The 23,118-nt window shown below is 63.5% G+C and carries 20 protein-coding genes; 12 read left to right on the top strand and 8 right to left on the bottom strand.

Annotation, left to right across the window (positions count from 1 at the left end):
- Window positions 1–6 precede the first annotated feature (6 nt).
- Entirely contained in the window at window positions 7–1,134 is a 1,128-nt protein-coding gene (locus tag R4P70_RS08165; RefSeq protein ID WP_317830642.1) for a transglycosylase family protein, read from the top strand.
- Between the two features lie 9 nt (window positions 1,135–1,143).
- A complete protein-coding gene (gene rsmA / locus R4P70_RS08170) occupies window positions 1,144–2,043 on the top strand; it encodes a 16S rRNA (adenine(1518)-N(6)/adenine(1519)-N(6))-dimethyltransferase RsmA (RefSeq protein ID WP_003946263.1) in 900 nt (299 codons plus the stop codon).
- A gap of 58 nt (window positions 2,044–2,101) precedes the next feature.
- Here the strand turns inward: rsmA and R4P70_RS08175 are convergent, their stop codons facing one another.
- From R4P70_RS08175 to R4P70_RS08185, 3 genes are read right to left on the bottom strand one after another with little or no spacing between them, the layout of a single operon-like run.
- Entirely contained in the window at window positions 2,102–4,363 is a 2,262-nt protein-coding gene (locus R4P70_RS08175; RefSeq protein WP_151531999.1) for a heavy metal translocating P-type ATPase, read from the bottom strand.
- Entirely contained in the window at window positions 4,363–5,277 is a 915-nt protein-coding gene (locus R4P70_RS08180; protein ID WP_317830643.1) for a hypothetical protein, read from the bottom strand. The genes R4P70_RS08175 and R4P70_RS08180 overlap by 1 nt, the downstream gene beginning before the upstream one ends.
- 7 nt (window positions 5,278–5,284) lie before the next feature.
- The gene (locus R4P70_RS08185; RefSeq protein ID WP_003946267.1) at window positions 5,285–5,494 is read right to left on the bottom strand and encodes a heavy-metal-associated domain-containing protein; all 210 of its coding nucleotides are present in this window, start codon (window positions 5,492–5,494) and stop codon (window positions 5,285–5,287) included.
- 314 nt (window positions 5,495–5,808) lie between these two features.
- Between R4P70_RS08185 and R4P70_RS08190 the strand changes: the two genes are divergently transcribed.
- Window positions 5,809–6,012 (top strand): cold-shock protein, encoded by a 204-nt coding sequence (locus tag R4P70_RS08190; protein WP_003946232.1) that lies wholly within the window; start codon window positions 5,809–5,811, stop codon window positions 6,010–6,012.
- 97 nt (window positions 6,013–6,109) lie between these two features.
- Here the strand turns inward: R4P70_RS08190 and R4P70_RS08195 are convergent, their stop codons facing one another.
- Complete coding sequence (locus R4P70_RS08195) at window positions 6,110–7,078, bottom strand: helix-turn-helix transcriptional regulator (protein ID WP_097387077.1); 969 nt, start codon at window positions 7,076–7,078, stop codon at window positions 6,110–6,112.
- Window positions 7,079–7,174: 96 nt separating this feature from the next.
- On the opposite strand from R4P70_RS08195, the gene R4P70_RS08200 reads away from it, so the two are divergent.
- The 4 genes from R4P70_RS08200 to R4P70_RS08215 all read left to right on the top strand — a co-directional run bounded on the left by R4P70_RS08200 (window position 7,175) and on the right by R4P70_RS08215 (window position 11,809).
- A complete protein-coding gene (locus R4P70_RS08200) occupies window positions 7,175–8,170 on the top strand; it encodes an ABC transporter ATP-binding protein (RefSeq protein ID WP_081329010.1) in 996 nt (331 codons plus the stop codon).
- Between the two features lie 37 nt (window positions 8,171–8,207).
- Window positions 8,208–8,984, top strand: coding sequence for an ABC transporter permease (locus tag R4P70_RS08205; RefSeq protein ID WP_317830644.1), 777 nt, complete (start codon window positions 8,208–8,210; stop codon window positions 8,982–8,984).
- An 81-nt stretch (window positions 8,985–9,065) separates the two neighbouring features.
- Window positions 9,066–10,001 carry a 4-(cytidine 5'-diphospho)-2-C-methyl-D-erythritol kinase gene (locus R4P70_RS08210; protein ID WP_060939748.1) on the top strand — a complete coding sequence of 312 codons (936 nt, stop codon included), beginning with the start codon at window positions 9,066–9,068 and terminating at the stop codon, window positions 9,999–10,001.
- The gene (locus tag R4P70_RS08215; RefSeq protein WP_195790628.1) at window positions 10,001–11,809 is read left to right on the top strand and encodes an ABC-F family ATP-binding cassette domain-containing protein; all 1,809 of its coding nucleotides are present in this window, start codon (window positions 10,001–10,003) and stop codon (window positions 11,807–11,809) included. Before R4P70_RS08210 ends, R4P70_RS08215 begins: the two co-directional genes overlap by 1 nt.
- Here R4P70_RS08215 and R4P70_RS08220 read toward each other — a convergent pair.
- Window positions 11,806–12,303: a TetR/AcrR family transcriptional regulator gene (locus R4P70_RS08220; protein WP_317830645.1), complete on the bottom strand. Its 498-nt coding sequence runs from the start codon at window positions 12,301–12,303 to the stop codon at window positions 11,806–11,808. The two genes, R4P70_RS08215 and R4P70_RS08220, sit on opposite strands and share 4 nt — an antisense overlap.
- A 273-nt stretch (window positions 12,304–12,576) precedes the next feature.
- On the opposite strand from R4P70_RS08220, the gene R4P70_RS08225 reads away from it, so the two are divergent.
- A complete protein-coding gene (locus R4P70_RS08225) occupies window positions 12,577–13,815 on the top strand; it encodes an HNH endonuclease signature motif containing protein (protein ID WP_317830646.1) in 1,239 nt (412 codons plus the stop codon).
- 66 nt (window positions 13,816–13,881) lie between these two features.
- Here the strand turns inward: R4P70_RS08225 and R4P70_RS08230 are convergent, their stop codons facing one another.
- Window positions 13,882–15,372, bottom strand: coding sequence for an acetyl-CoA acetyltransferase (locus R4P70_RS08230; protein ID WP_317830647.1), 1,491 nt, complete (start codon window positions 15,370–15,372; stop codon window positions 13,882–13,884).
- 139 nt (window positions 15,373–15,511) lie between these two features.
- Between R4P70_RS08230 and R4P70_RS08235 the strand changes: the two genes are divergently transcribed.
- A complete protein-coding gene (locus R4P70_RS08235) occupies window positions 15,512–16,336 on the top strand; it encodes a helix-turn-helix domain-containing protein (RefSeq protein ID WP_003946247.1) in 825 nt (274 codons plus the stop codon).
- Between the two features lie 43 nt (window positions 16,337–16,379).
- On the opposite strand, the gene R4P70_RS08240 is transcribed toward R4P70_RS08235, so the two are convergent.
- The gene (locus R4P70_RS08240; protein ID WP_317830648.1) at window positions 16,380–18,137 is read right to left on the bottom strand and encodes an ABC transporter ATP-binding protein; all 1,758 of its coding nucleotides are present in this window, start codon (window positions 18,135–18,137) and stop codon (window positions 16,380–16,382) included.
- On the bottom strand, window positions 18,134–19,792 hold the full coding sequence (locus R4P70_RS08245; protein ID WP_317830649.1) for an ABC transporter ATP-binding protein: 1,659 nt from the start codon (window positions 19,790–19,792) through the stop codon (window positions 18,134–18,136). The genes R4P70_RS08240 and R4P70_RS08245 overlap by 4 nt, the downstream gene beginning before the upstream one ends.
- 258 nt (window positions 19,793–20,050) lie before the next feature.
- Between R4P70_RS08245 and R4P70_RS08250 the strand changes: the two genes are divergently transcribed.
- Genes R4P70_RS08250 through fepG form a run of 3 tightly spaced genes read left to right on the top strand, consistent with a single transcriptional unit; the run spans window position 20,051 to window position 23,108 of the window.
- Window positions 20,051–20,938, top strand: coding sequence for a siderophore-interacting protein (locus R4P70_RS08250; RefSeq protein WP_259349010.1), 888 nt, complete (start codon window positions 20,051–20,053; stop codon window positions 20,936–20,938).
- The gene (locus R4P70_RS08255; RefSeq protein ID WP_020970315.1) at window positions 20,935–22,062 is read left to right on the top strand and encodes a Fe(3+)-siderophore ABC transporter permease; all 1,128 of its coding nucleotides are present in this window, start codon (window positions 20,935–20,937) and stop codon (window positions 22,060–22,062) included. Before R4P70_RS08250 ends, R4P70_RS08255 begins: the two co-directional genes overlap by 4 nt.
- Window positions 22,059–23,108 carry an iron-enterobactin ABC transporter permease gene (gene fepG / locus R4P70_RS08260; RefSeq protein ID WP_019744683.1) on the top strand — a complete coding sequence of 350 codons (1,050 nt, stop codon included), beginning with the start codon at window positions 22,059–22,061 and terminating at the stop codon, window positions 23,106–23,108. Before R4P70_RS08255 ends, fepG begins: the two co-directional genes overlap by 4 nt.
- Window positions 23,109–23,118 lie beyond the last annotated feature (10 nt).

Genomic DNA, 23,118 nt, shown 5'->3' on the forward strand with positions numbered 1-23,118 from the left:
GAACCCATGTCACCGTTCGCCAAGATCAACTCGACCAGGTCGCCGTTGTTGTACTCGGCGATCGCCGCTCTTCTCCTGACGGTTCTCGTGGGTGGCGTTCTGGCCGTCGTCCGGCACAAGACCATCACCCTCGACGTCGACGGTGAGCAGATTCACCTGAGCACCATGTCGACCAACGTCGACGGCGCTCTCGAGGACGCGGGTTACCCGATCGGTGACAAGGATGCGGTTGCTCCCGCGGCCGACGCGTCGCTGTCCGACGGCGACACCGTGGTGCTCCGTCGTGCTCGTGAGATCACGCTGACGGTCGACGGACAGCCGCAGAAGCTCTGGACCACCGCCTTGACCGTCGACGACGCGCTCAAGCAGTTGGATGTCTCAGCGGATGTGCACGTGTCGGCGTCGCGCTCGCAGCGTCTCCCGCTCGACGGCGCCGCGCTCGACGTCTTGACACCTGTCGTCGCAAAACTGGTCGACGGCGCAAACGCGGCGGCCGACGTGCGTATCGCGGCACCGACGGTGGGCGAGTTCCTTACGGCCAACGGCACTCCGCTCGAGCAGTCGGACACGGTGGTTCCCGCCGCCGACGCTCCGCTGACCGAGGGCCTCGAGGTCACGGTGACGCGCAACCGCACCGAGAACAAAGTCGAGACCTTGCCGCTCGATCCGCCGGATCAGCGCATCGAGGATCCGACGATGAACCAGAGTCGCACGATCGTCGAGAATCCGGGCGTTCCCGGCGTGCGTGACGTGACGTTCGCCGTGAATCTCGTCAACGGTGTCGAGGCCGGACGTAGACAGGTATCGGAGACGATCACCACACCGGCGCAGCCGAAGGTCGTGCGCGTGGGAACGAAGCCGGGCACCGAGGTGCCGCCCGTGGAGAACGGTTCGACGTGGGACGCGCTCGCACAGTGCGAGGCCACCGGCAACTGGGCTATCAACACCGGCAACGGTTTCTACGGCGGCGTGCAGTTCGACCAGAACACGTGGGAACGGCAGGGCGGGTTGAAGTATGCGCCTCGCGCCGACCTCGCAACCCGTGAAGAGCAGATCGCGATCGCGACGCAAACGCAGCGCACTCAGGGCTGGGGCGCATGGCCGTCGTGCTCGGGTCGCCTCGGACTGGGATAAGTTCTACTGGTGTCAGACGCCGAACAATCGAACGAACCCATCGCTACTCCGCGCGGGCAGGCAGCCCTGCTCGGTCCGGTCGAGGTGCGCGCTCTTGCCGAGGAATTCGGTGTCCGGCCCACGAAACAGTTGGGGCAGAACTTCGTTCACGACGCCAATACCGTGCGACGCATCGTCACCACGGCAGGCGTCACTCGTGACGATGTCGTTCTCGAGGTGGGGCCGGGTCTCGGTTCGCTGACGATGGCGCTGATGGACGTCGTCGATCGTGTGATCGCGGTCGAGATCGATCCCAACCTCGCGGCTCGCCTCCCGAAGACGGTGGCCGAGCGAGCGCCGGAGTTGGCCGATCGACTGACCGTCGTCGAAGCGGACGCGATGCGTGTGCTGCCTTCACAGATTCCCGGCGAGCCGACCGCGCTTGTCGCGAACCTCCCGTACAACGTGGCGGTGCCGGTGCTGTTGCATCTGTTCGCGTCGCTTCCGAGTTTGCGGACCGCACTCGTGATGGTGCAAGCCGAGGTTGCCGATCGCCTGGCGGCTGATCCGGGAAGCAAGATCTACGGCGTTCCCAGCGTCAAGGCCAACTTCTTCGGCGAGGTTCGCCGCGCCGGGGCCGTCGGACGCAACGTCTTCTGGCCGGTGCCGAAGGTGGAATCCGGACTGGTTCGTATCGACCGGTACGCGGAGCCGCCGTGGCCGATGGACGAGAAGCACCGCAAGCAGGTCTTTGCTGCCATCGACGCCGCATTCGCGCAGCGCCGCAAGACTTTGCGTGCCGCGCTCAGTGGTTGGGCAGGTTCGCCTGCCGAGGCCGAGCGACGGCTCCTCGCTGCCGGCATCGAGCCACAGACGCGTGGCGAGATGCTCGACGCAGCAGCCTTCGTTCGGCTGGCTGGAGGCGAATAGCCCCGTGCGCGGTTAAGGAGTGCAGGGACTCCCTAACCGCGCACAGGGGCTTGCCCCCTTACTTGAACCGCCGCAACCTCAGGCTGTTGCTCACCACGAACACACTGCTGAATGCCATTGCGGCACCAGCGAGCATCGGGTTGAGCAGGCCGGCCGCAGCCAGCGGGATCGCAGCCGTGTTGTAGGCGAACGCCCAGAACAGGTTGCCCTTGATGGTCTTCAGCGTCTTGCGGGACAGTCGAATTGCATCGGCTGCCGACCGCAGGTCACCTCGAACCAGGGTGATGTCGCTGGCCTCGATCGCAACGTCGGTACCCGTGCCCATCGCCAGACCGAGATCGGCCTGAGCCAGGGCCGCCGCGTCGTTCACGCCGTCGCCGACCATGGCTACGACGCGTCCTTCCGCCTGCAGCTTCTTGACGGCGTCGACCTTGTCCGCCGGCATTACCTCGGCGAAGACGGTGCTGATCCCGACCTGATCCGCCACAGTGCGGGCGACGGTGGCGTTGTCACCGGTCAGCAGAACCGGTTCGAGGCCGAGTGCCTTCAACTGCGCGATTGCTTCGGCGCTCGTGTCCTTGACCGCGTCGGCGATCACGAGGATGCCGTGCGCCTTGCCGTCCCAGCCCACCGCGATTGCGGTGCGCCCGGCCTTCTCTGCTTCAGCTTTCGCGTCACGGAGATTTTCCGGCAACGGCATCGACCAGTCGGCGAGCAGCGCGTCTCGGCCGGCAACAACGGCATGACCGTCGACCATTCCCTGCACGCCGCGACCGGCGACGTTCACGAAATCCTCGACCGCAGGCAATTCGCCCACGGCTTCGGTCGCACCCTTCGCGATCGCAGCGGCGATGGGGTGCTCGGAGCGATGTTCGAGGGCGCCGGCCAGCCGAAGGACCTCGTCGACGGTTGTTCCTTCGCCCACCACGGTGTCCAGCAATGTCATCTGACCGGTGGTGACGGTTCCCGTCTTGTCGAGCACGACGGTGTCGACTGCGCGCGTCGATTCGAGCACCTCGGGTCCCTTGATGAGGATTCCCATCTGGGCTCCGCGGCCCGTGCCCACCAACAGAGCTGTGGGCGTTGCCAATCCGAGAGCACAGGGGCACGCGATGATCAGGACGGCGACCGCAGCGGTGAATGCCATCTCGATGGGGTTGCCGGTACCGAGCCAGTAGCCCAGTGTCGCAACGGCAATCGCGATGACGACCGGTACGAAGATACCGGCGATCCGATCGGCGAGGCGCTGAACTTCGGCCTTGCCGTTCTGGGCGTCTTCGACCAGTGCCGCCATCTGGGCGAGTTGGGTGTCGCTCCCGACGCGGGTGGCCTCGACGGTCAACGTTCCACCGACGTTGACGGTGGCGCCGACGACGGTGTCTCCGACACCGACCTCCTCCGGGACGGATTCGCCGGTCAACATGCTCATGTCGACGGCTGAGCGGCCTTCGGTGATGATGCCGTCGGTGGCGATCTTCTCGCCGGGCCGAACGATGAAGGAGTCGCCCGCTGCCAGTTCTTCGGCGGGGATTCGTACTTCGACGCCGTTTCGCAGTACCGCGACGTCTTTTGCACCGAGTTCCATGAGCGCGCGTAGTGCGGCGCCGGACGTGCGCTTGGACTTGTGCTCGAAGTAGCGTCCGGCGAGCACGAACGTGATGACGCCCGCGGCAACCTCGAGGTAGATGTTGGCGCTGCCGTCCATCCGGTCGACCGTCAGTCTGAACGCGTGTTTCATTCCCGCTTCGCCCGCGGTGCCGAAGAACAGTGCATACAGCGACCAGACGAACGCTGCGATGGTGCCCAGCGAGATGAGCGTGTCCATCGTTGCGGCGCCGTGACGCAGGTTGACCCAGGCAGCCCGGTGGAAGGGAAGGGCCGCCCACACGATGACCGGTGCGGCCAGCGTGAGGGAGAGCCACTGCCAGTTGTCGAACTGCAACGCAGGAATCATCGCCATCGCGATGACCGGCACGGAGAGCAGAGTCGAGATGATCAGGCGGGTACGAAGCTCGCGCAGATCACGATCCTGCGGGGTTTCCGCATCCGGGTCGACGGTGTCGGGCGCGCTCGGCGGTTTCGGGAGCGCGGCAGCGTAACCGGCATTCTCGACGGCGGTGACCAAATCTTCGACGGGTACCCCGTCCGGGAAGGTGACCTTGGCTTTTTCCGTCGCGTAGTTGACCGTGGCTGTGACGCCGTCGATCTTGTTGAGCTTCTTCTCGATTCGTGACGCGCAGGAGGCGCAGGTCATTCCGGTGATCGCGAGTTCGACGCTGCTCGAGTTGGCAGCATTGTCGACCGCAGTCGGTGACGTCATCAGTGCCCTCCCTCGTGATTGTCTGGAACTGAAGCTGTGGAAGTGCCTGCATCAACAGTGAATTCGGCGGTGCGAACCACGCCCTCGTGCTGGAAGTCGAGGAACAGTCGGTATATGCCTTCGCTCGGCGCCTGTGCGTGGAAGGAAATTTCAGGACCGGGAGAAGTGACGCCGTCGCCCGGTTCACCCTCGGGGTGAACGTGCAGGTAGGCGAGGTCGCCGGTGCGAAGCGCAACAAGATGACCGTAGGCACCGAGGTACGGATCGAGATCGGTGACCGGGGCTCCGTCGCGAGCAACGCTCAGCGTGATCGGGCCGCCGGCAGTGGTCAGATCACCGTCGAGAGTCACGGTGTATCCGTCGACGGTTGCGGTCGCGCTCTTCGCGGGCAGCGGCGCAGGAGTGAATTCGCCTGCCACGTCGAAGTTTCGGCCGAGTGTCAGTTGGGTGCCGTCGGTGGGATCGAAGTCCGCGAAGACTCGGTAGGTGCCGGCGACGGGCCAGGTCCAGTCGATCGACCAGGTGCCGTCTGCGGCGAGAGAAGGATGTACGTGGCGGAATTCGCTGGTGTCGTTTCGGACGACGATGAGGTGGAGCTTCTTCTCGTGCAGGAGGTCGAAATCGACGACGGGCTTGTTGGTGCTGTCGAGAATCCGGAAGGTCAAGGTTCCCGGCTCCCCAGCTCGACCGGGTGCGGTCACGTCGGTGAGTGTGTATCCGCCGGAAGAGACTTCGAGCCCTGCGGGTGTCGCCGAATCCATGCTTGGCATCGATTCAGCGGTTGATTCGTGGGTGCTGTGCTGGGTAGTGGACATGTCTATCGGGCTTCCGATTGCGGCCCCCACGCCGAGGGCGGCGCCGAAGACGGCGACCAACCCTACGGCGTAGGTGGCAAGTGTTGTCGAGGTGCGCACGGCTGACTCAGCTTGGTACGACTGCGTAGCCGGCTTCGTCGACTGCTGCGACGACGTCGGCTGCGGAGACGGGGGCATCGCTGGTGACAACGACGCGTCCGCTCGCCAATTCGACATCCACCGCGGTTACGCCCGCGATGTTGCCGATCTCTTCCTTGACGGATCCGACGCAGTGTCCGCAGGTCATTCCGGAAACGGTGTATTCGGCGGTGGTCATCGCAGATCCCTTCGCTTGTGTAAAACTCATTTTACGGATACCCGGTGTAGGTATCTCCCTGGGATTGAAGGTACCCCCAGGGGGTATGCCTGTCAACGGGTTGGGCAGTGACGAAGGCCTCAGGGAAGACAACAGGGCGGATGTGTGGTCTACTTGTGTTGGTCGTAAGTGTTTGTGTTTGTGTTTCCACGCTCGCAAATGGTTAGGTTGCGAGCGTTTGGACATCCTCCACGGATTTGTCTCAGAACGGTCGTAGTAAGTGACCCGGGCGGTCGAAGCGACTGCCTGTTGACACTGTGTTAGAGGAGATTTACATGGCAGAGGGCATCGTGAAGTGGTTCAACTCCGAGAAGGGGTTCGGCTTCATCGCTCCCGAAGACGGCAGTGCTGACGTCTTCGTTCACTACTCCGAGATCCAGAGTGGCGGCTTCCGCACTCTCGAGGAGAACCAGCGCGTGGCGTTCGAGATCGGTCAGGGCAACAAGGGCCCGCAGGCCACCGGCGTTACCATCGTCTAAGACGTCCATGTGAGTCGGGCAACCGACGCATGACGTACTGACAAGACCCCAACTCTTCGGAGTTGGGGTCTTGTTGCATTTTGGGTGAAAAGTGCTCTCACGCATCGAGATAACGCTGAGCGGCCACTGCGGTTTCTGCTGCGATCGCGCGGCATTCCTCGCGGAGTTCGGGTGGATTCACAACGGTGAAATCGACGTCGAAAGCCCTGAGCCACATTGCGATCGACCGTAGGGAAGTGCCCGAAAGCACTATGACGCAACGCCCTTCGTCGGTGGACTCCACTGATCCCCACTGCTCATTGACCATTGGTGCTATCTGCTCGATGGGTGCATGCAGTAGAACTGTTGCGCGCGTGGAGGAATAAGCCCGGGCGACGCCGCGCGAAACGAAGTCTGCCGCGCCACCGGCCGGTAGTTCCCGCGGCGTGAACCGCGGACCGGTGGGAATCTTGGGTTCCATCCGGTCGACGCGGAACGACCGCCAGTCTTCGCGAGATAGATCCCAAGCCACCAGATACCACCGAACACCCGACCGTACGAGCCTGTACGGTTCCACCTCGCGTCGGCTCTGGGTGCCGTCGTGAGTGCTGTAGTCGAATCTCAAACGCTCGTGGTTGTGGCATACGGACGCGATGGCGGACAGTACCGACGCATCGACTGCGCTCGCGGCGGGCTCGCGTGGCACGACGTCGATCGACAGCGACTCCAGACGGTGTCGCAGCCTCGACGGCATGATCTGCCGCAGCTTCGCCAGCGCGCGCATCGAAGCCTCGCCGATGCCGACCACAGAGCCGGTCGCTCCGGACTGCAACGAGAGCGCCACCGCGAGCACTTCTTCGTCATCGAGCTGTAGCGGGGGCATCTCCGCGCCTGCTCCCAGGCGATATCCACCGCCGACGCCGACCGTCGCGTCGACCGGGTAGCCGAGATCGCGGAGGCGGTCGACGTCACGTCTGACTGTGCGCGGGGTGATCGCGAGCTTGTCTGCGAGTTCGGCACCGGACCAGTCTCGACGTGTCTGGAGCAGTGACAGCAACCGCAGTAGGCGAGCCGATGTCTCCTTCATGGCAAGAAGTCTGCCAAACATTTAGGACCCAATGCGTCCTCAATTGAATTTAGGTTGGTCCTCATCCGACCAGTCGAGAAGAAATTGGGGCACATCATGAGTCGCATCAACAACGGCAGACCGATGATCGAGACGGAGGCGCTCACCAAGCACTTCGCCCAGGGCAAGAAGCTCGTGGAAGCGGTCAAGGGAGTCACTCTCGACGTAGCGGAGGGCGAGTTGGTTGCCTTGCTTGGGCCGAACGGTGCCGGAAAATCGACGACGTTGCGCATGCTGACCACCTTGCTCGAGCCCACTTCCGGTACTGCGCGGATCGCAGGATTCGACATCGCTGCGGCACGAAACGAGGTGCGCTCCAGCCTCGGATACGTCGGACAGGGGAACGGAGCCGGCCACAACCAGCGGGTTCGCGACGAGTTGGTGACGCAGGGGTTGTGCTACGGAATGCCCAAGGGCGACTCGCAGGTCCGGGCCGACGAATTGCTGCGTGATCTCGAACTCACCGAGTTGGGTACTCGAAAGGTCAGTACGCTGTCCGGCGGGCAGCGACGGCGGCTCGATATCGCTCTGGGCCTGGTCCATCGCCCACCGCTCCTGTTCCTCGACGAGCCGACCACGGGCATGGACCCGCAAAGTCGGGCCAACCTCTGGGACCACATCCTGCGGTTGCGGCGCGAGATGGGCACCACGATCGTGCTGACCACGCACTACCTCGAAGAAGCGGATTCGATGGCAGAGCGGGTCATCGTCATCGACGAAGGCACTGTCATCGCGGACAACACCGCTGCCGCACTCAAGGCCGATCTTGCCGGAGATCATTTGTTGCTCACGTTCGACAACGCCGAAGCGGCCGCCATCGCGGCGTCGGTGGCCGAGCAACTTGTCACTGTGCGTGACGTCACGGTCGAGGCAAGCTCGGTGAGTATCCGTGCCGGCGAGGGTGATTCGACGCTTCCGGTATTGCTGCGTGAAGCCGATGCCCGCGGCGCCCGCGCAGTCACTGCCGACATCACCAGGCCGACTCTCGACGACGTTTTCCTCACTCTCACCGGCCGCAGCCTGCGCGAGAGCGCCGCCGCGGTTGCTTCCTAGAACTACGACGAAGAACTACGACGAACAGGAATCCGCCATGACAATCACACTCGATACCCCACGTAGCGCGCACGGCAACATTGTTCGAGACAGCGCGATCGTGATGGGCCGTGAACTGCGGCCGATGTTGCGTGACCCGGTCAGCGTCATCTTCAGCCTCATCCAGCCGCTGATCCTGTTGGCCCTGTTCGGGCCTCTGCTCAAAGGGGTCCCGGGTACCGGTGACGGCGTATGGAATTGGTTCGTCCCCGGTGTATTGGTGATGATCGCGATCTTCGGCACGACGATGACCGGTTCCAACCTTCTGATGGAGATGCAGCAGGGATCCCACGAGCGAATGTTGGTGACTCCGCTCAGACGCTCTTCGTTGTTGATCGGGAGGGCATGCAAGGAGATGGTTCCGCTTGCGGCGCAGGCGATTCTGATCATCCTTGTTGCTCTACCGCTCGGATTGGACGTCAATGCAGCGGGCGCCGCGCTCGGAATCGTCCTGCTGGGAGTGTTCGGCGTCGGACTCGGTGCGCTCTCGTACGCTCTCGCTCTGGCTGTGCGGGAGCAGGATTGGATGTTCTGGGTCGTTCAGCAGACGCTGATGTTCCCGCTCCTGATCCTGTCGGGCACCATGCTTCCGCTCGACGACGCACCAGGTTGGATGAAGGTCCTCGTGAACATCAATCCGCTGGGCTACGTCGTAGATGCCGAGCGGGCTCTCTTTGCCGGTGACTTCGCGTCGGGCAGCGTTCTGGCAGGAATCTTCGCTGCCGTCAGCGTGGCTGTGGTCGGGCTGGGGATAGGCGTGCGCGCGGTGAAATAGCGTGGGTGTGCTTGCTGTCGGATGGGGTGCGGCGGTCGCAGGTTTTCGCCCAGGTGTTCGCAGCGCCTATTGTTGTTCCTTGTGCTCTCCGTCGTTCCTCGCCCCGTAGTTGTCCGGGCCCCGTCCAAGGTGAATCTCCACCTTGCCGTCGGGGACCTGCGAGACGACGGCTATCACGAACTGACGACCGTTTTTCAGGCATTGTCGCTGGCAGACACCGTCACGGTGGCGCCTGCGGACACCTTGACAGTGCGGGTGATCGGCGACGACGCCGCGGCCGTACCGACCGATCGCACCAATCTCGTGTGGCGTGCCGCCGAGATGCTGGCCGCCGAGGGTGGCGTGGCTTCGAATGTCGAGATCGTCATCGAGAAGGGCATTCCCGTCGCAGGCGGTATGGCCGGCGGGAGCGCCGACGCGGCAGCCGCGTTGGTTGCGCTCAATTCGTTGTGGAAACTCGACTTCTCGCGGCCTGATCTCGACGCCTTCGCGGCACGTCTCGGGAGTGACGTTCCGTTCTCGCTGCACGGTGGCACTGCCCTCGGAACCGGTCGCGGTGAACAACTTGTCCCCGTCTTGACGCGCCGCACCTTTCACTGGGTGTTGGCGCTGGCCAAGGGAGGCTTGAGCACGCCGGTTGTCTTCCGGGAACTCGACAAGCTTCGCGCCGAAGGCACACCGAATCGATTGGGTACCGCTGACGAGTTGATTCACGCGCTCACCACCGGTGACCCTCATGTGCTCGCTCCGCTGCTCGGAAACGATCTGCAGGCGGCAGCACTCTCACTCAACCCGGATCTACGACGGACGCTGCGAGCGGGTGTCGAAGCCGGAGCTTTGGCCGGCATCGTCTCCGGCTCCGGACCGACGTGCGCCTTTCTCTGCGCCGACGCACAGTCCGCGGTGGAAGTGAGCGCAGAACTTGCGGGAGCGGGGGTGTGCCGCACCGTTCGCGTGGCGAGCGGACCCGTTCCCGGAGCACGAATACTCGACAATGCGGCAAAGGGACAGCACTGATGGCGAATCTGATCAATCTGGAAAACGTGTCGAAGTCTTTCGGCGTCAAGCCGTTGCTCGACGGGGTCTCCCTGGGCGTGGAGGAAGGCGAGCGCATCGGTGTCGTCGGCCTCAACGGTGGCGGCAAGACGACCATGCTCGAAGTCCTCGCGGGTGTGGAGCAGCCGGATTCGGGACGCGTGAGCCGCGTCGGCGGATTGCGCATGGCCGTCGTGACGCAGCGCGGTGTGTTGCCTCCAGGCTCGACGGTCGGTGAAGTGGTCCTGGGGCCGCTCGGAGTGGCTCAGCACGAGTGGGCCGGCGACGCTCGCATTCGTTCGGTGCTCTCGGGTATCGGTATCGACAACTTGGGCGCAGGCGGCGAGAGGTCCGCATTGGACGCCAAGGTCGACGGCCTGTCCGGCGGTGAGCGTCGCCGCGTGGCTCTCGCTGCGGCTCTGGTTCAGGACCTCGATCTGCTGGTGCTCGACGAGCCGACCAACCACCTCGACGTCGAAGGTGTTCAATGGTTGGCCGAGCACCTCGTCTCGCGTCGCAGCGCGCTTGTCGTCGTGACCCACGATCGCTGGTTCCTCGACACCGTCGCCACCCGCACCTGGGAGGTTGTCGGTGGCGGCGTCGAAAGCTACGAGGGTGGCTACAACGACTGGGTGTTCGCCCGCGCCGAGCGTTCGCGTCAGGCCGACGCTTCCGAAGAGCGTCGACGCAACCTTGCGCGCAAGGAACTCGCATGGCTGCGCCGCGGTGCGCCGGCCCGTACATCGAAGCCGAAGTACCGCATCGAGGCCGCGGAGGCCTTGATCGCTGATGTTCCGGCACCTCGTGACGCGGTGGCACTTGCGTCCTTCGCCCAGCGTCGACTCGGCAAGGTTGTCATCGAACTCGAAGACGCGCGTCTGGAGACCCCGGACGGCCGCGTACTCGTCGAGGATCTGACCTGGCGTCTCGCTCCGGGTGAGCGTGTAGGCCTGGTCGGCGTCAACGGCTCGGGCAAGACGACTCTGCTGCGGACACTGGCCGGTGAACTCGAGCCGGCAGCAGGCAAGCGCATTCAGGGGCAGACCGTCCACATCGGTTGGCTCAAGCAGGAACTCGACGATCTGCCGACCGACATGCGTGTACTCGACGCGGTCAAGGACGTAGCCGAGCGAATCACGCTGGGGGACAAGGAAGTGTCAGCCGGTCAGCTGGCTGAGCGGCTGGGCTTCACACCGGCGCGTCAGCGCACCCCCGTCGGCGATCTGTCCGGTGGTGAGCGCCGCCGTCTGCAGTTGACGCGTGTCCTCATGGCCGAGCCCAACGTTCTGCTTCTCGACGAGCCCACCAACGATCTCGACATCGACACGCTTCAGCAACTCGAAGATCTGCTCGACGGCTGGGCGGGCACCATGGTGGTCATCTCGCACGACCGGTACCTGATCGAGCGCATCTGTGACACCACCTGGGCTCTCTTCGGTGACCGCAAGCTCACCAACCTGCCGGGTGGTATCGAGGACTACCTGCGTAGACGCGCAGCGATGGGGGATGGCGACAACCCGTCAGTGGCCTCGACCGCGAGTGGTGCGTCGAAGAGCAAGCAGGTCCGCGACGGTGCCGCGGATCGCGCTGCACGCAAGGAACTTTCGAAGCTCGAGCGGTCCATTGCGAAGTTCGACGACCGCGAGAAGAAGCTGCACGCTTCCCTCGCCGACGCAGCCACCGACCCGGACAAGCTGCAGAAGCTCGGGGCTGAACTCAAGCAGGTCATCGCGGACAAGGAAACCGCCGAGGAGCAGTGGATGGAGCTGTTCGCCGAGCTGGACGGCTAGGGGAACTTCGCTCCGAATTTCTTGAAGATTCGCTCTGGATCCACGCCCTCCGGTGCTTGCTCGCGTAGCAGCGCGTCCAGAACGATCCCGTCCAGTGCTGCGACCAACTCCGTTGCATCGGACGATGTCATGCCGCGTTCGACCAAGATGTCGACAAACCGATCCCGACCACGCACCAGTTCCACTGCGAGGTCGGGATCGTGGAATGACGCGATGATCAGTTCGTAACGCGCCCGGGTGCGGCCGGATTCAGGCCCCAGCCACCGGGCCACTTGTTGCTTCGGCGTCTCGCCTGGGCGAGGAAGATCGCCGTCCAGAAGGTGTCGCACCACCTCGACTATCAGTCCACGTTGATTTGCGAAGTAGTGCCGTGCGCTGCCGTGTGGCACGCACGCCTCGTCTTCGACGCCTCTCATCGACCAGGCTCGAAACCCAACCCGGCCCAGCAGGTCGAGCCCGGCGTCCAGAAGTGCATCTCGCGTCGATTTCTCCACGCAGAGAAGATACCGTGATACGTTCTTCTCCGCGTGGAGAAGTTCTTGAACTGGGTTGAACTCACTGGGGGTGAAGCATGGTCGTCTTTTTCGACATCCTGCTCGTGCTGTGTGTTGTTGCGATTGTGTGTTTTGCGGGGTATGTCTTCTATCGCGTGATATTGGACGACTAGGTGAATGTTGATGTACTTCAACAGGTCTCGAGTCTTCATGTTCCTGAAGTTGTCCGCTTTGTCTCTGGCTATCGAAAGTATGTTCGATTACGATTTCGGTATGGACAGTCGGGATGCGTGGCAGCTGGATGGTGAGGACCTCAAGTGTGAGGTTCTGGATCTGGTGCGTGTCCGGCATGAGTTGCAGTCGCGGTTGGTGTTGTTGATCGTGGAGATGTTTTCCCGTGAGGTTCTCGGCGGGAAGGGTTTTCGGGCGATCGCGCAGTGGTTGCATGGTTCGACGAATTTGGAGATCGGTGAGTGCAGTCTGCTGGTCGGTTTGGCGCGGTTGTTGATGCTCGAACCTGTTGTGGCGGATGCGTTTCATCGGGGTGATGTGGATGCGTTGAAAGCCCGGCAGGTGGCGTCGTTTTGTCAGCATCCACCGAAGAACATGACCCCGGCGGATGTGGACAAGGCCCGCGGGATTCTGCTCGGGTTGGCGTCGAAGAACATTGCCGATTGTGATGCGGTGCGGGCGGCGATTCGGCGGATCGAGAAGCAGTACGGCAAGCGTGAGGACGGTGTTCCGGTCGGCGAGGATTCGGAGCGTAACGAGTTCTACGCCTCGAAAGGCTTGTACGGGCGTGTGTCTGTGAAGGGTGATCTGGATGCGGTGAACGGGGCGCGTCTGATCACGTTGTTGTCGAGTTTGTCGGCGCCGACGCCGGAGAAGGACGGTGTCAAGGACACGCGTACTCCGGCGCTACGGCGTGCGGATGGGTTTTGCGAGTTGTTGCGCCGGTATGAGCGGGCGGGGTTGGGTCCGATCGAGGGCGGGGTGAAACCGCACATCACGGTGACCGCGTCGGCCAAGGACATGACGGACCTTAAAGTTCTGAAAGACCTCCTGCCGTCGACCGATGAACTGGGGTTTGCGTGGACGGATTGGGTGGGCCCGATCAGTATCGACACTGCCCGGATGCTGGCGTGCGACTGCACCGTGACGCGGATCTTGTTGGATGAGAATGGTGTTCCGCTCGAGTGCGGTAAGGAAGCGAGAACGGCGACGGTGCCGCAGCGGCGGGCGTTGGCGGTTCGGGATGGCGGGTGCGCGTTTCCAGGGTGCGGGACTCCGTCGGGGTGGTGCGATGCCCATCATATTGTTCACTGGAACGATGGTGGCCCAACTGATCTCGACAACCTGATCTTGTTGTGCGGTCACCATCATCGGACGCTGCACCACACCGAGTGGAGGGTGGAGATCGGCCCGGATCGGAAGACGGTGTTCTACCCACCGATGTCGGTTGATCCGCACCAGCATCCGATCGGCGGGAACAGTCCGCCCACCGCGGCGTGAATCGCGACAACTGAAGACGTGAGCACCGGGGCACAAACATGCCCCGGTGCTCACGGCTGTCTGCCGTCAGAACGTGAGCGTGAGCTTCCCGTTCTCGTCGCTGATATGAACGGTCCGCCCGATCGCCGCCGGGTTGTCACCGCGAAGCTGGGTCAGTTCGGCGGCATTCTCGGGACCGGTGTGACCGGCGACGCGGCCGCCGTCCGGCGTTGCCGCGATCACGAACCCGATCTCAGGCTCCCCGGTGCGACCGTATTCGACAGAGGCAGTGACGATTTCTGCAGTGCCCTGGTAATCGGTGATCAGTTCCGGAGCTTCCGCGGTCAAAGCGCGTGCGTCGGGGTCACCGACGTACCCGTCGGCATGAGCGGCGGCCGACAGCAGTACGCAGTGCTGGTATGTGAGGAATCCACCGTTGGCGTGGACGAGGGCAAGGTTCGCGCCGTCGCGAATTCGCCTGGTGACTTCAGCGACGGAATGCAGGGTGTAGCTGTTGAGCGGTCCGCCGAAGAACGAGTGACCTCCGGTGACGCTTGGGATCGCGGTATCGGGAAGTCCGAGTTCGCGGATCAACAGCTTGGGCACGATCGGGAAGCAGCTGTAGGCATCTACGATGTCGAGTGCGTCGGCGCCGACTCCGGCACCATCGAGTGTGCGATGTACGGCGTCATGCATCGCGGCCGAGCTGTCGAAGCTGTTGCGGCTGAGGATGTCCAACGGATCACTCGCACCAGCGCCGCCCCAGAGGTACACCAGTTTGCTTTCATCGATCCCGAACTCGCGGGCGGTCGACAACGAGCAGACGACAACGGCCGCAGCCTGATTGACGAAGGGCATGGCGTTGAGCATCAGCGGGTATGGCTCGGAGACCATCCGATTGCCAGGTCCGACGGTGCCGATCTCGTCTGCCGATCGGATCTCCGACGTCCAGGAGGCTGGATTCTTCGATGCCAGTTCCGAGAAGGCGGCGTACATCTTCGCGGACCAGGCGAGCGATTCGCGGGCGCCGTGGCCCTCGGCAGCACTGAAACAGTTCTCGAAGAGCGGGTAGACGCGCGTCGGCACGATGAAACCGGCGCGCTGCATTTCAGGGCTTCCCAGGTCGGCCGGATCGAATCCGGGAGGCCCACCGGGCGCAGCGGTCCACCCGATCGAGTCGGGAGCGACTCCGGACTTTCGCAGCGCGGTGCTGCTGGCGTGCGATTCGCCGCCCACGAGCAGAGCAGCCGAGGATTCACCGCGAGCGATGGCCGCGCCGATCCGATCGAGGAGTGCCGCCGGCCAGTGGCCACCGATCGGCGAGGTAGAGGTGACAGTGGGGGTCGCGCCTAATCGTGAGGCAAGCAGCCCGGGGAGATCGTCGTACGACCAGCTGACTGTCTTGATCGCGAACACGGAATCGATCTGTGTTCCCAGTTCAGCGTGTCCACTGTCGTTCAACGCGGCGACGGTGGCGTCGTGAATCAAGTCAAGAGGTTCGCGGTGCCCGTCGGCAGGATTCCAGCGCAGATCGCCGACGCCGACGATGACCGGGATTCGTGATGCGTCAACCATCATGTACCTCTCGTTGCCGACCCGTAGCCGGGAGTTGCAGTCACGATATCGGGGACCCCGGTATGTGTAACTCCGGGGTCACAGTCAACAATTTTCGGGTTCCTATTTAGGTATGCCTAACGAAAGTCCTATACTCGTCTTCATGACAGCTGTGGCAGAGAGAATTTCGGTGCCCGTGGGGCCGCGTTCCATCGATCACCCCTACTCGATGACAACGGTGACTCTGAAGCTCTCTCATCAGCGGCAGTGGGCCCCGCATCGTCATCCTGAACATGAGCTGATCTGGGGAAACTCCGGTGGAATGCTCACGGTTGTCGCTGACGGCATCACCTGGGAGGTGCCGCCTTCGGCCGGACTGTGGCTGCCTGCCGGGGCGTTGCATGCCGTGAAGGCGGGCCCAGGTACCGAGTTCTTCTGCACGTACTTCCGGCCTGAGGCGCACGCCGCGCCGTCGGGTGTTCCGGGCTTGTTCGGTGTCAGCGCTCTCCTGCGTGAGGTACTCCTGCACATGCATCGGCGGAACATGCCCGACGAGGCGCGCAGTCGCGCCGAGCGGGTGGCCTTCGACATGTTGCAGCCGCTCGAAGTTGCTGCGGTGGAGGTTCCGATGCCGACCGATCCGCGAGCGTTGTTCGTTGCCGAAGCGTTGGTCGCCAATCCGGCAGACCAGCGGTCGCTGTCCGAATGGGCGCTGACGGCCGGCGGTAGCGTCCGTACGCTGACGCGTGTGTTCGCTCAGGGCACGGGAATGACCTTTGCGCAGTGGAGAATTCAGGTTCGAGTCCGCGCAGCACTGACGTACCTGGCTGCTGGCGTGCCGGTTTCGGTTGTCAGTAGGCGGGTCGGATACGAAACTCCGAGTGCTTTTGTCGCAGTGTTCCGCCGGGTCACCGGCCGGACACCCGGCAGCATGATGAACAAGGGGAGCGTGGCTCCCGAATCGGTGCCGTATCTCCTGCACGCTTGAGTTGGGTTGCACCGGGCGGAAGTGCCCGGTGCAACCGTCGCGGTCAACGCCGCGGCGCGGACCACGCTTCCCACAGTTCCGCGTACCGACCCCCGAGGTTGACCAACTCGTCGTGAGAGCCGTGCTCGACGACGCGGCCGTCGTCCATCACCAGGATCTGATCGGCGTCGACGGCCTGTGAGAGTCGGTGTGCCACTGTGACAGCAGTGCGACCCCGGGTCAGAGCCAGAGCGGCATCGTCGAGGACCTTGGCTCCGGCGCTGCCCGCTTCGGCGGTCGCCTCGTCGAGAATCAGCAGCGGCGGATCCAGTAATTCGATTCTTGCCAACGCAAGTTGTTGTGCCTGTGTTGCGGTCAGCCGGTGTCCACCGTCTCCGACGACGGTTTCAAGTCCGTCCGGGAGTGCCCGCAGCCAATCGGAGGCGCCGACGGTTTCGAGCGCTGCGATGATGTCGCTGTCGGTTGCCGACGGGTCGGCCAGCCGCAGATCCTCGGCCAACGTGCCGGCAAAGACGTGGACCTCCTGAGTCACGAGGGCCACCGCGCTCCGAGAGGTCGACGGTGGCAGTTCGTTCCGGGGCACCGTCCCGATCTTCACGACGCCTTCGGTCGGTTCGTAGGTCCCCGCGACCAGTTTTGCGACTGTCGATTTTCCGGCTCCGGTAGCGCCGACGAGTGCCGTGACGGTTCCTGCCGGAAGGGTGATGTCGATGTCTCGCAGAACAGGAGCGTCGCCGCTTCGGTACGAGAATGTGACGCGTTCCAAAGACGCCGAGCTGTCGACAGGTTCCTGCGGATCGGTCGGTGCGGATGGCACGGGCGCAAGGGTGACTCCGACCAGGCGAGCCAACGCGATTGTGCCTTCCTGCAATTCGTCGAACACGCTGAGAACCGCGCCCACCGGATCGAAGAGGCGGTGGAAGAACAGGGCTGCGGCGGTGGCGGCGCCGATGCTGATCTGACCGTCTTTCACCAGCCAGAAGCCGGTGATCAGCACAGCGGACAGGCCGATGTACTCCGCGATGTTGAGCCGGCCGAAGAATCTGGTGCGTAGACGCGTGGTCAACAAGCTCAGGCGGACGGCGGCCATCGATCGAGATTCGATCTGTTCGAGATGCGGCTGGGCCAGGCGAAGCGATCCGACGGTGTCGGAGTTGCTCAGCGAGTCCAGGAGCTGTTGCGCACGTGCACCTTCTGCCTCCCTCTCCTCGCGGTAGACCGGTGCCGACCTCGAGAGGTACCAGCGCAGCGCCTGGATCTGGATGGGTGCCGCGATCACCGCGGCGACGGCGAATCGCCAATCGAGGCTACCCAATCCGATCAGCGTCAACACGATGGTCAGTGCCGCGGTGGCAAAAACCGGAAGTGCTTCGGATACGGCCCGGGTCACCAACCGCACGTCGCCGGTGATGCGGGAAACCAGGTCTCCGCGCCCGGCGCGTTCGACGTCGCTCTGCGGAAGGTCGAGAACCCGGACGACAACTTCTTCGCGAAGGTCGGCGACAACGCGCTCGCCGACGCCGGCGAGCAGGTAGTTGCTCACTCCGACGAGAAGTGACGAGGCAACTGCGATGCCGACCAACGCGAGAGTCAGTGTGCCGATGCGAGAGACAGCGTCGCCGTCTCCGTCGGTCACGGCGTCGACCATGGCGCCGAGGACCAGCGGTGTGAGCAGACCGATCGCGGTCGCGGCGGTCAGGGTGACGACTGCTGCGATCGCGGAAATCCGGTGGGGTCCCATCAACCGAAGTGCCGCGCGGCGAGCTTGTTTCGGTGTTGCGGTGGGGAGTAGTTCGTTCACAGCTCGATCACCCGATCGCAGATATCGAGCAGCACTGGGCTGCTGGTCAGAAGTATTGTGGCGTGCGCCCCGCGTACCTCGGCGATCCCGCGAGCAATGCGCGCTTCGGTGACGGAGTCGACGGCAGTGGTGGGATCGTGCAGCACCAGGACGGGCGCTTCGCTCGCCAGTGCCCTCGCCAACGCGATGCGCTGACGCTGTCCGCCGGACAAAGAATTCCCTTGCTCGGTGACTCGGGTGGCGAGGCCGAGCGGCAGTGCCGAGATCACTTGATCTGCGGCGGCAGCGGCGATGGCCTCGTTGTTGCGGCGACCGATCGGTGCGAGGGCGTCGATGTTGTCGCCGACTGTGCCGATGAACAGTGCCGCGTCGTGCGGTGCTGCCAGAACGTGAGTGCGAAGTTCGTCGATGTGCAGCTCGTGAATGGCGTTGTCGCCGAGATGAATTGTTCCGCTCGAAGGCTCGATTCGACGCGCCAGTGCGTCGACCAACGCATCCGCCCACGCCGCATTCTCGGTGACAATGCCGATGATCTCGCCGCGTTTGACGTCGAGATCGACTGGTGACGCTCCGGCCAACACGACGTCGCGCAGCGTCAGGAACTCCGAGTGATTCAGGGGCACAGGTTCACCCGCGGGAGTCACAGCCTCGGTGGTCCCGAGAAGTGCTGCGACGCGGTTGGCGGAAGCACGCGCCCGTGCCAGACCGGCGCCGAAGTAGATGATGTCGATCAACGGACCGCGAAGGAACTGTGCCAGACCAACCACGGCAACGAATTCACCGACCGAGATGCTCCCGGACGCTGCCATCCGTCCACCCACGTACGCGATGACGGCGAGGAAAGCACCGGCGATCGCAACATTGGCGGCGGAGTACATCGCTTGGTATCTCTGTGCGCGAAGGGTTGCTTCCAACGAAGTCCGGCTGGCTCCCCGATACCGCTGCGCTGCAGCATCTCCGGCGCCGATGCCGGAGAGGATTCGGAGTCCGGAGAGCAGATCTGCGGCCAGTGCACCGGCCTTGGCGCCCTGCCATTGATCGGTTTCGGCTCGGCGTTCGAGCGGCCGACTGACCACCTGCATGAGAGCCAGCACCGGGGGCGTGCCGAGGATGACGAGCAGGCCGAGTGGCACCGAAATCACCAGCAGCGAGATCGCGGCGGTCAGCACTCCGCAGGCGGCCGCAAGTTTTGTGCTCAGCGTGTGGGTGAATCCGGCCACCGAACCCGCGTCGGATGTTGCAATCGAATAGACCTCGCCCGGCATGCGCCGCGGTGACATGCCGTGCGGATCGAGGCCTCGGCGCGCGATGTCCATCCGCAAGCGATGTGCACCGTGCTCGGTGACGGAATCGGAGATGCGTGCCGCGAAGCGCCAACTGAGCAACAAGCCGGTGAAGAGAATTCCGAGAACGAGGATCCACTTCCCGAGTGCGGCGGCATCGCTGGTCGCCACAGCACGGTCGATCACCGCACCGATCACCACCGGCACCAACGCTTCCGCGACCTGGTGGCCGGTGAAGCCGACGGACGCCGCCGCCAGCTTGGTTCCGCGACCTTCGGAAGCGATCGCGCGTGTGATTACCTGGCGCGGCGTGATCGCCGGGCCGGTTGGGGGACCGTTTGTCTCGGCCGAAAGAAGTGGTGTCGAAGGCACTGGGTCCACGCTAGGGATCGTGGGCGGTAGTCAGAAGTCACACCGGTGCCAATACTTGTCGTGAACAGGCCATATGTATTGCGTTGGCCGAATTGCGATAGTAGTTGGCCCCGTTGCAGCGGAGAAGGCATCGACTCATCGACAACACTGCAATAAATTAAGGTCTACCTTACTTAGCGCGGGTTAACTATGTCCGGAAGTCGGATTTGATCCTCGTGTTCGGGTCCGGTTCATGTTCCATCGATGTTGGAGATTGTTGTGAGTCTTGTGTTCGGCGAGGTACTTCACAAGGAGTACGTGACCCCGGGAATGGTTCGTATCGTGTTCGGAGGGGAGGAACTGACCGCCTTCGAAACTACCGGTACCGGGGACGAATACCTGCGCCTCCACTTCCCGGTCCCGGCTACAGGCGAGTTCGTTCTACCTGCGGAAGATCCGGACGCACCGCGCGGTTGGCGGTACCCGGAGGGCGAGGAACCATCCCCGTGCCAGCCGTACACCGTGCGACGGTTCGATACCGAAACCAGCCGAATGACAATCGACTTCGTCGTTCACGAGGGCGGAATCGCCAGCGACTGGGCGCAGAAAGCCGAGATCGGTGACAAGTTGGCGATCGGCGAGTCTCGTGGCCTCTACGAGCCGCCGGCCGACGCACGCTGGCAGGTGTTCGTCGCCGACGCAACCGGACTCCCCGCACTCGGTCGTCTGATCGAACAGTTGCCGGCCGGCATGTCGGCCAAGGCGATCGTCGAGGTGGTGGACGAGTCTCACAAGCAGCAGATCACCTCGGACGCCGACGTCGAGTTCATCTGGCTGGTCGGCAGTGGCAACGGTGTTGCACCGTCGAAGCTGCCGGACGCGGTTCGCGCGATGAACCTGCCCACCGAACTCGGATACGTGTGGGTTGCAGGCGAGAGCACGATGCTCCGTGACATCCGCAAGTACCTTCGCCACGAACTCAAGTTGCCGGGTGAGCAGTACAAGGTCATCGGCTACTGGACCTACAAGGCAGAGGTCTGGAACGCGAAGTACGAGGCCCTCGACGAGAGTGTCCGCGCGGCACTCGATGCGGCCTGGGAATCGGACCGCGACGAGGAAGAGATCCGCGACGAGGTCGAGAAGACTCTAGAGAGCGCCGGCTTGTGACCGTTGGATTAGACAAGAGTGCCGTCGACCAGAGTGCGGCTGACGAGAGAGCCGTCGACAAACACACCGAAGAACTGATCGACGAGTCGCTGCAAGAGAAGCAGAAGCAACCGGACGGCCTGGTATCGACCAACTCTCGTCGTATGGCGGGTCTTCTGGTGTGCCTGGTGGTGCTTGCCGCCGTGCTCCTTCTGAGCATTGCGGTGGGATCGAAGACCATTCCGTTCGGGACCGTGATCGACGCGCTGGTGAACTACGACGACTCGAACGATCACGTGATCATCCGTGACCTGCGGCTGCCGCGTACTCTGCTCGGTCTGATAGTCGGCATGGCGCTCGGCGTGGCCGGTGGCCTCATCCAGGCGATGACACGAAATCCCTTGGCTGATCCCGGAATTCTCGGTGTCAATGCCGGAGCAGGCTTTGCGATGGTTGTCGCCGTCGCGGTCTTCGGCCTGACCAGCATCTGGTCGTACATCTGGTTCGCGTTCCTCGGAGCGGTGATAGCCACGGCGATCGTCTACACGCTGGGCTCGATCGGTCGAGGTGGTGCGACGCCCATTCGGCTGACGCTTGCCGGTGTTGCCATCGGCTCCGTGCTCGGCGGCATCTCGTCCGGCATCACCTTGCTCAACCCGACCGCCTTCGACCAGATGCGCCAGTGGAATGCCGGCTCACTCAGCGGACGTTCGTTGGAAATCGTTCTGGCCGTTGCCCCCTTCATTCTCATCGGACTCTTCCTGGCGCTCGCGTTGGCGCGCCAACTCAACGCGGTGGCCTTGGGTGACGATCTGGCACGTTCGCTCGGTGCCAACATCACTCGTACTCGTATCCTCGGTGTCATCGCGGTGACCTTGCTGTGTGGCGCAGCGACAGCGGCGGCCGGCCCGATCGGATTCGTCGGTTTGATGGTTCCGCACGTCGCGAGATGGTTCGTCGGACCGGATCAGCGATGGATTCTCCCGTACACGTTGGTGTGCTCGCCGATTCTGCTTCTCTTCTCCGACGTCGTCGGCCGAATCGTGCTGCGCCCGGGTGAACTTCAGGTCGGCATCGTCACGGCATTCATCGGAGCTCCGGTGCTGATCATGCTGGTGCGTCGAAGCAAGGTGAGCGGTCTGTGAGCATCGATTTCGGGCGCCCCACCACGGTGGTGCGCTCACCCAAAGAAGGCTGGTCCGCGCGGATCGACGTCCGCACGGTCACGGTCTGCCTCATCCTCGTTGCGCTTGCACTGGCGATCGGTGTCATCGCCCTCGGTAGTGGTGACTACCAGGTGCCGATCGGGGACGTCCTCGGCGCACTGTTCGGCGAAGCGCCCGCGCGTATCCACATGGTCGTCGTGGAATGGCGTCTGCCCCGAGTTCTGTTGGCGCTGATGCTCGGTGCGGCACTCGGCATGAGCGGTGCGATCTTCCAATCGCTCACCAGGAACCCGTTGGGTAGCCCAGACATCATCGGCTTCAACTCCGGTGCGTACACGGGCGCTCTTGTGGTCATCCTCCTCATCGGTGGTACTTACTACGAGATCGCAGTCGGTGCTCTGGTGGGCGGAATCGCGACCGCAGCAGTGGTTTACCTCCTTGCGTACAAGCGTGGTGTGCAGGGATTCCGGTTGATCATCGTCGGTATCGCCATCAGTGCGATGTTGGGCTCGGTCAACACCTGGATGATTCTCAAGGCGAAACTTGACGACGCCATGGCCGCGGCAGTGTGGGGTGCCGGTTCGTTGAACGGTCTCGGCTGGACTCAGGTGTGGCCGGTGGTCGTCGTGCTGGCCATCCTCGTTCCGCTGATCCTGGTGTTGGGCAGGCGGATGCAGATGCTCGAGATGGGCGACGACGCCGCCAAGGCGCTCGGAGTCCGGGCCGAACCCACGCGGCTTTCCCTGGTTGTTCTGGGTGTCGCTCTGACGGCCATGGTGACAGCAGCGGCCGGACCGATCGGGTTCGTCTCGCTGGCGGCTCCGCAATTGGTGAGGCGATTGACCGGTAGTGCCGGAGTGACCCTGCTGCCGTCGGCAGCAATGGGTGGCGCGTTGCTGATGGTCAGCGACTGGGTGGCGCAGCGAGCTTTTGCACCGACACAGTTGCCGGTCGGCGTCGTCACCGTCTCCATCGGTGGCATCTATTTTGTATGGCTTCTCGCGCGAGAGGCCCGTAAGCAGTGATCGGTGAAGG

Origin of the sequence: Rhodococcus sp. IEGM 1241 (assembly GCF_033142365.1) — a bacterium.
In the GTDB taxonomy this organism is placed as follows: domain Bacteria; phylum Actinomycetota; class Actinomycetes; order Mycobacteriales; family Mycobacteriaceae; genus Rhodococcus_F; species Rhodococcus_F erythropolis.

Coding starts and splice junctions, on each gene's coding strand:
- R4P70_RS08165 (WP_317830642.1), top strand. CDS start 7: ATGTCACCGTTCGCCAAGATCAACTCGACCAGGTCGCCGTTGTTGTAC.
- R4P70_RS08175 (WP_151531999.1), bottom strand. CDS start 4,363: ATGACGTCACCGACTGCGGTCGACAATGCTGCCAACTCGAGCAGCGTC.
- R4P70_RS08185 (WP_003946267.1), bottom strand. CDS start 5,494: ATGACCACCGCCGAATACACCGTTTCCGGAATGACCTGCGGACACTGC.
- R4P70_RS08190 (WP_003946232.1), top strand. CDS start 5,809: ATGGCAGAGGGCATCGTGAAGTGGTTCAACTCCGAGAAGGGGTTCGGC.
- R4P70_RS08195 (WP_097387077.1), bottom strand. CDS start 7,078: ATGAAGGAGACATCGGCTCGCCTACTGCGGTTGCTGTCACTGCTCCAG.
- R4P70_RS08200 (WP_081329010.1), top strand. CDS start 7,175: ATGAGTCGCATCAACAACGGCAGACCGATGATCGAGACGGAGGCGCTC.
- R4P70_RS08205 (WP_317830644.1), top strand. CDS start 8,208: ATGACAATCACACTCGATACCCCACGTAGCGCGCACGGCAACATTGTT.
- R4P70_RS08215 (WP_195790628.1), top strand. CDS start 10,001: ATGGCGAATCTGATCAATCTGGAAAACGTGTCGAAGTCTTTCGGCGTC.
- R4P70_RS08225 (WP_317830646.1), top strand. CDS start 12,577: ATGGACAGTCGGGATGCGTGGCAGCTGGATGGTGAGGACCTCAAGTGT.
- R4P70_RS08230 (WP_317830647.1), bottom strand. CDS start 15,372: ATGATGGTTGACGCATCACGAATCCCGGTCATCGTCGGCGTCGGCGAT.
- R4P70_RS08235 (WP_003946247.1), top strand. CDS start 15,512: ATGACAGCTGTGGCAGAGAGAATTTCGGTGCCCGTGGGGCCGCGTTCC.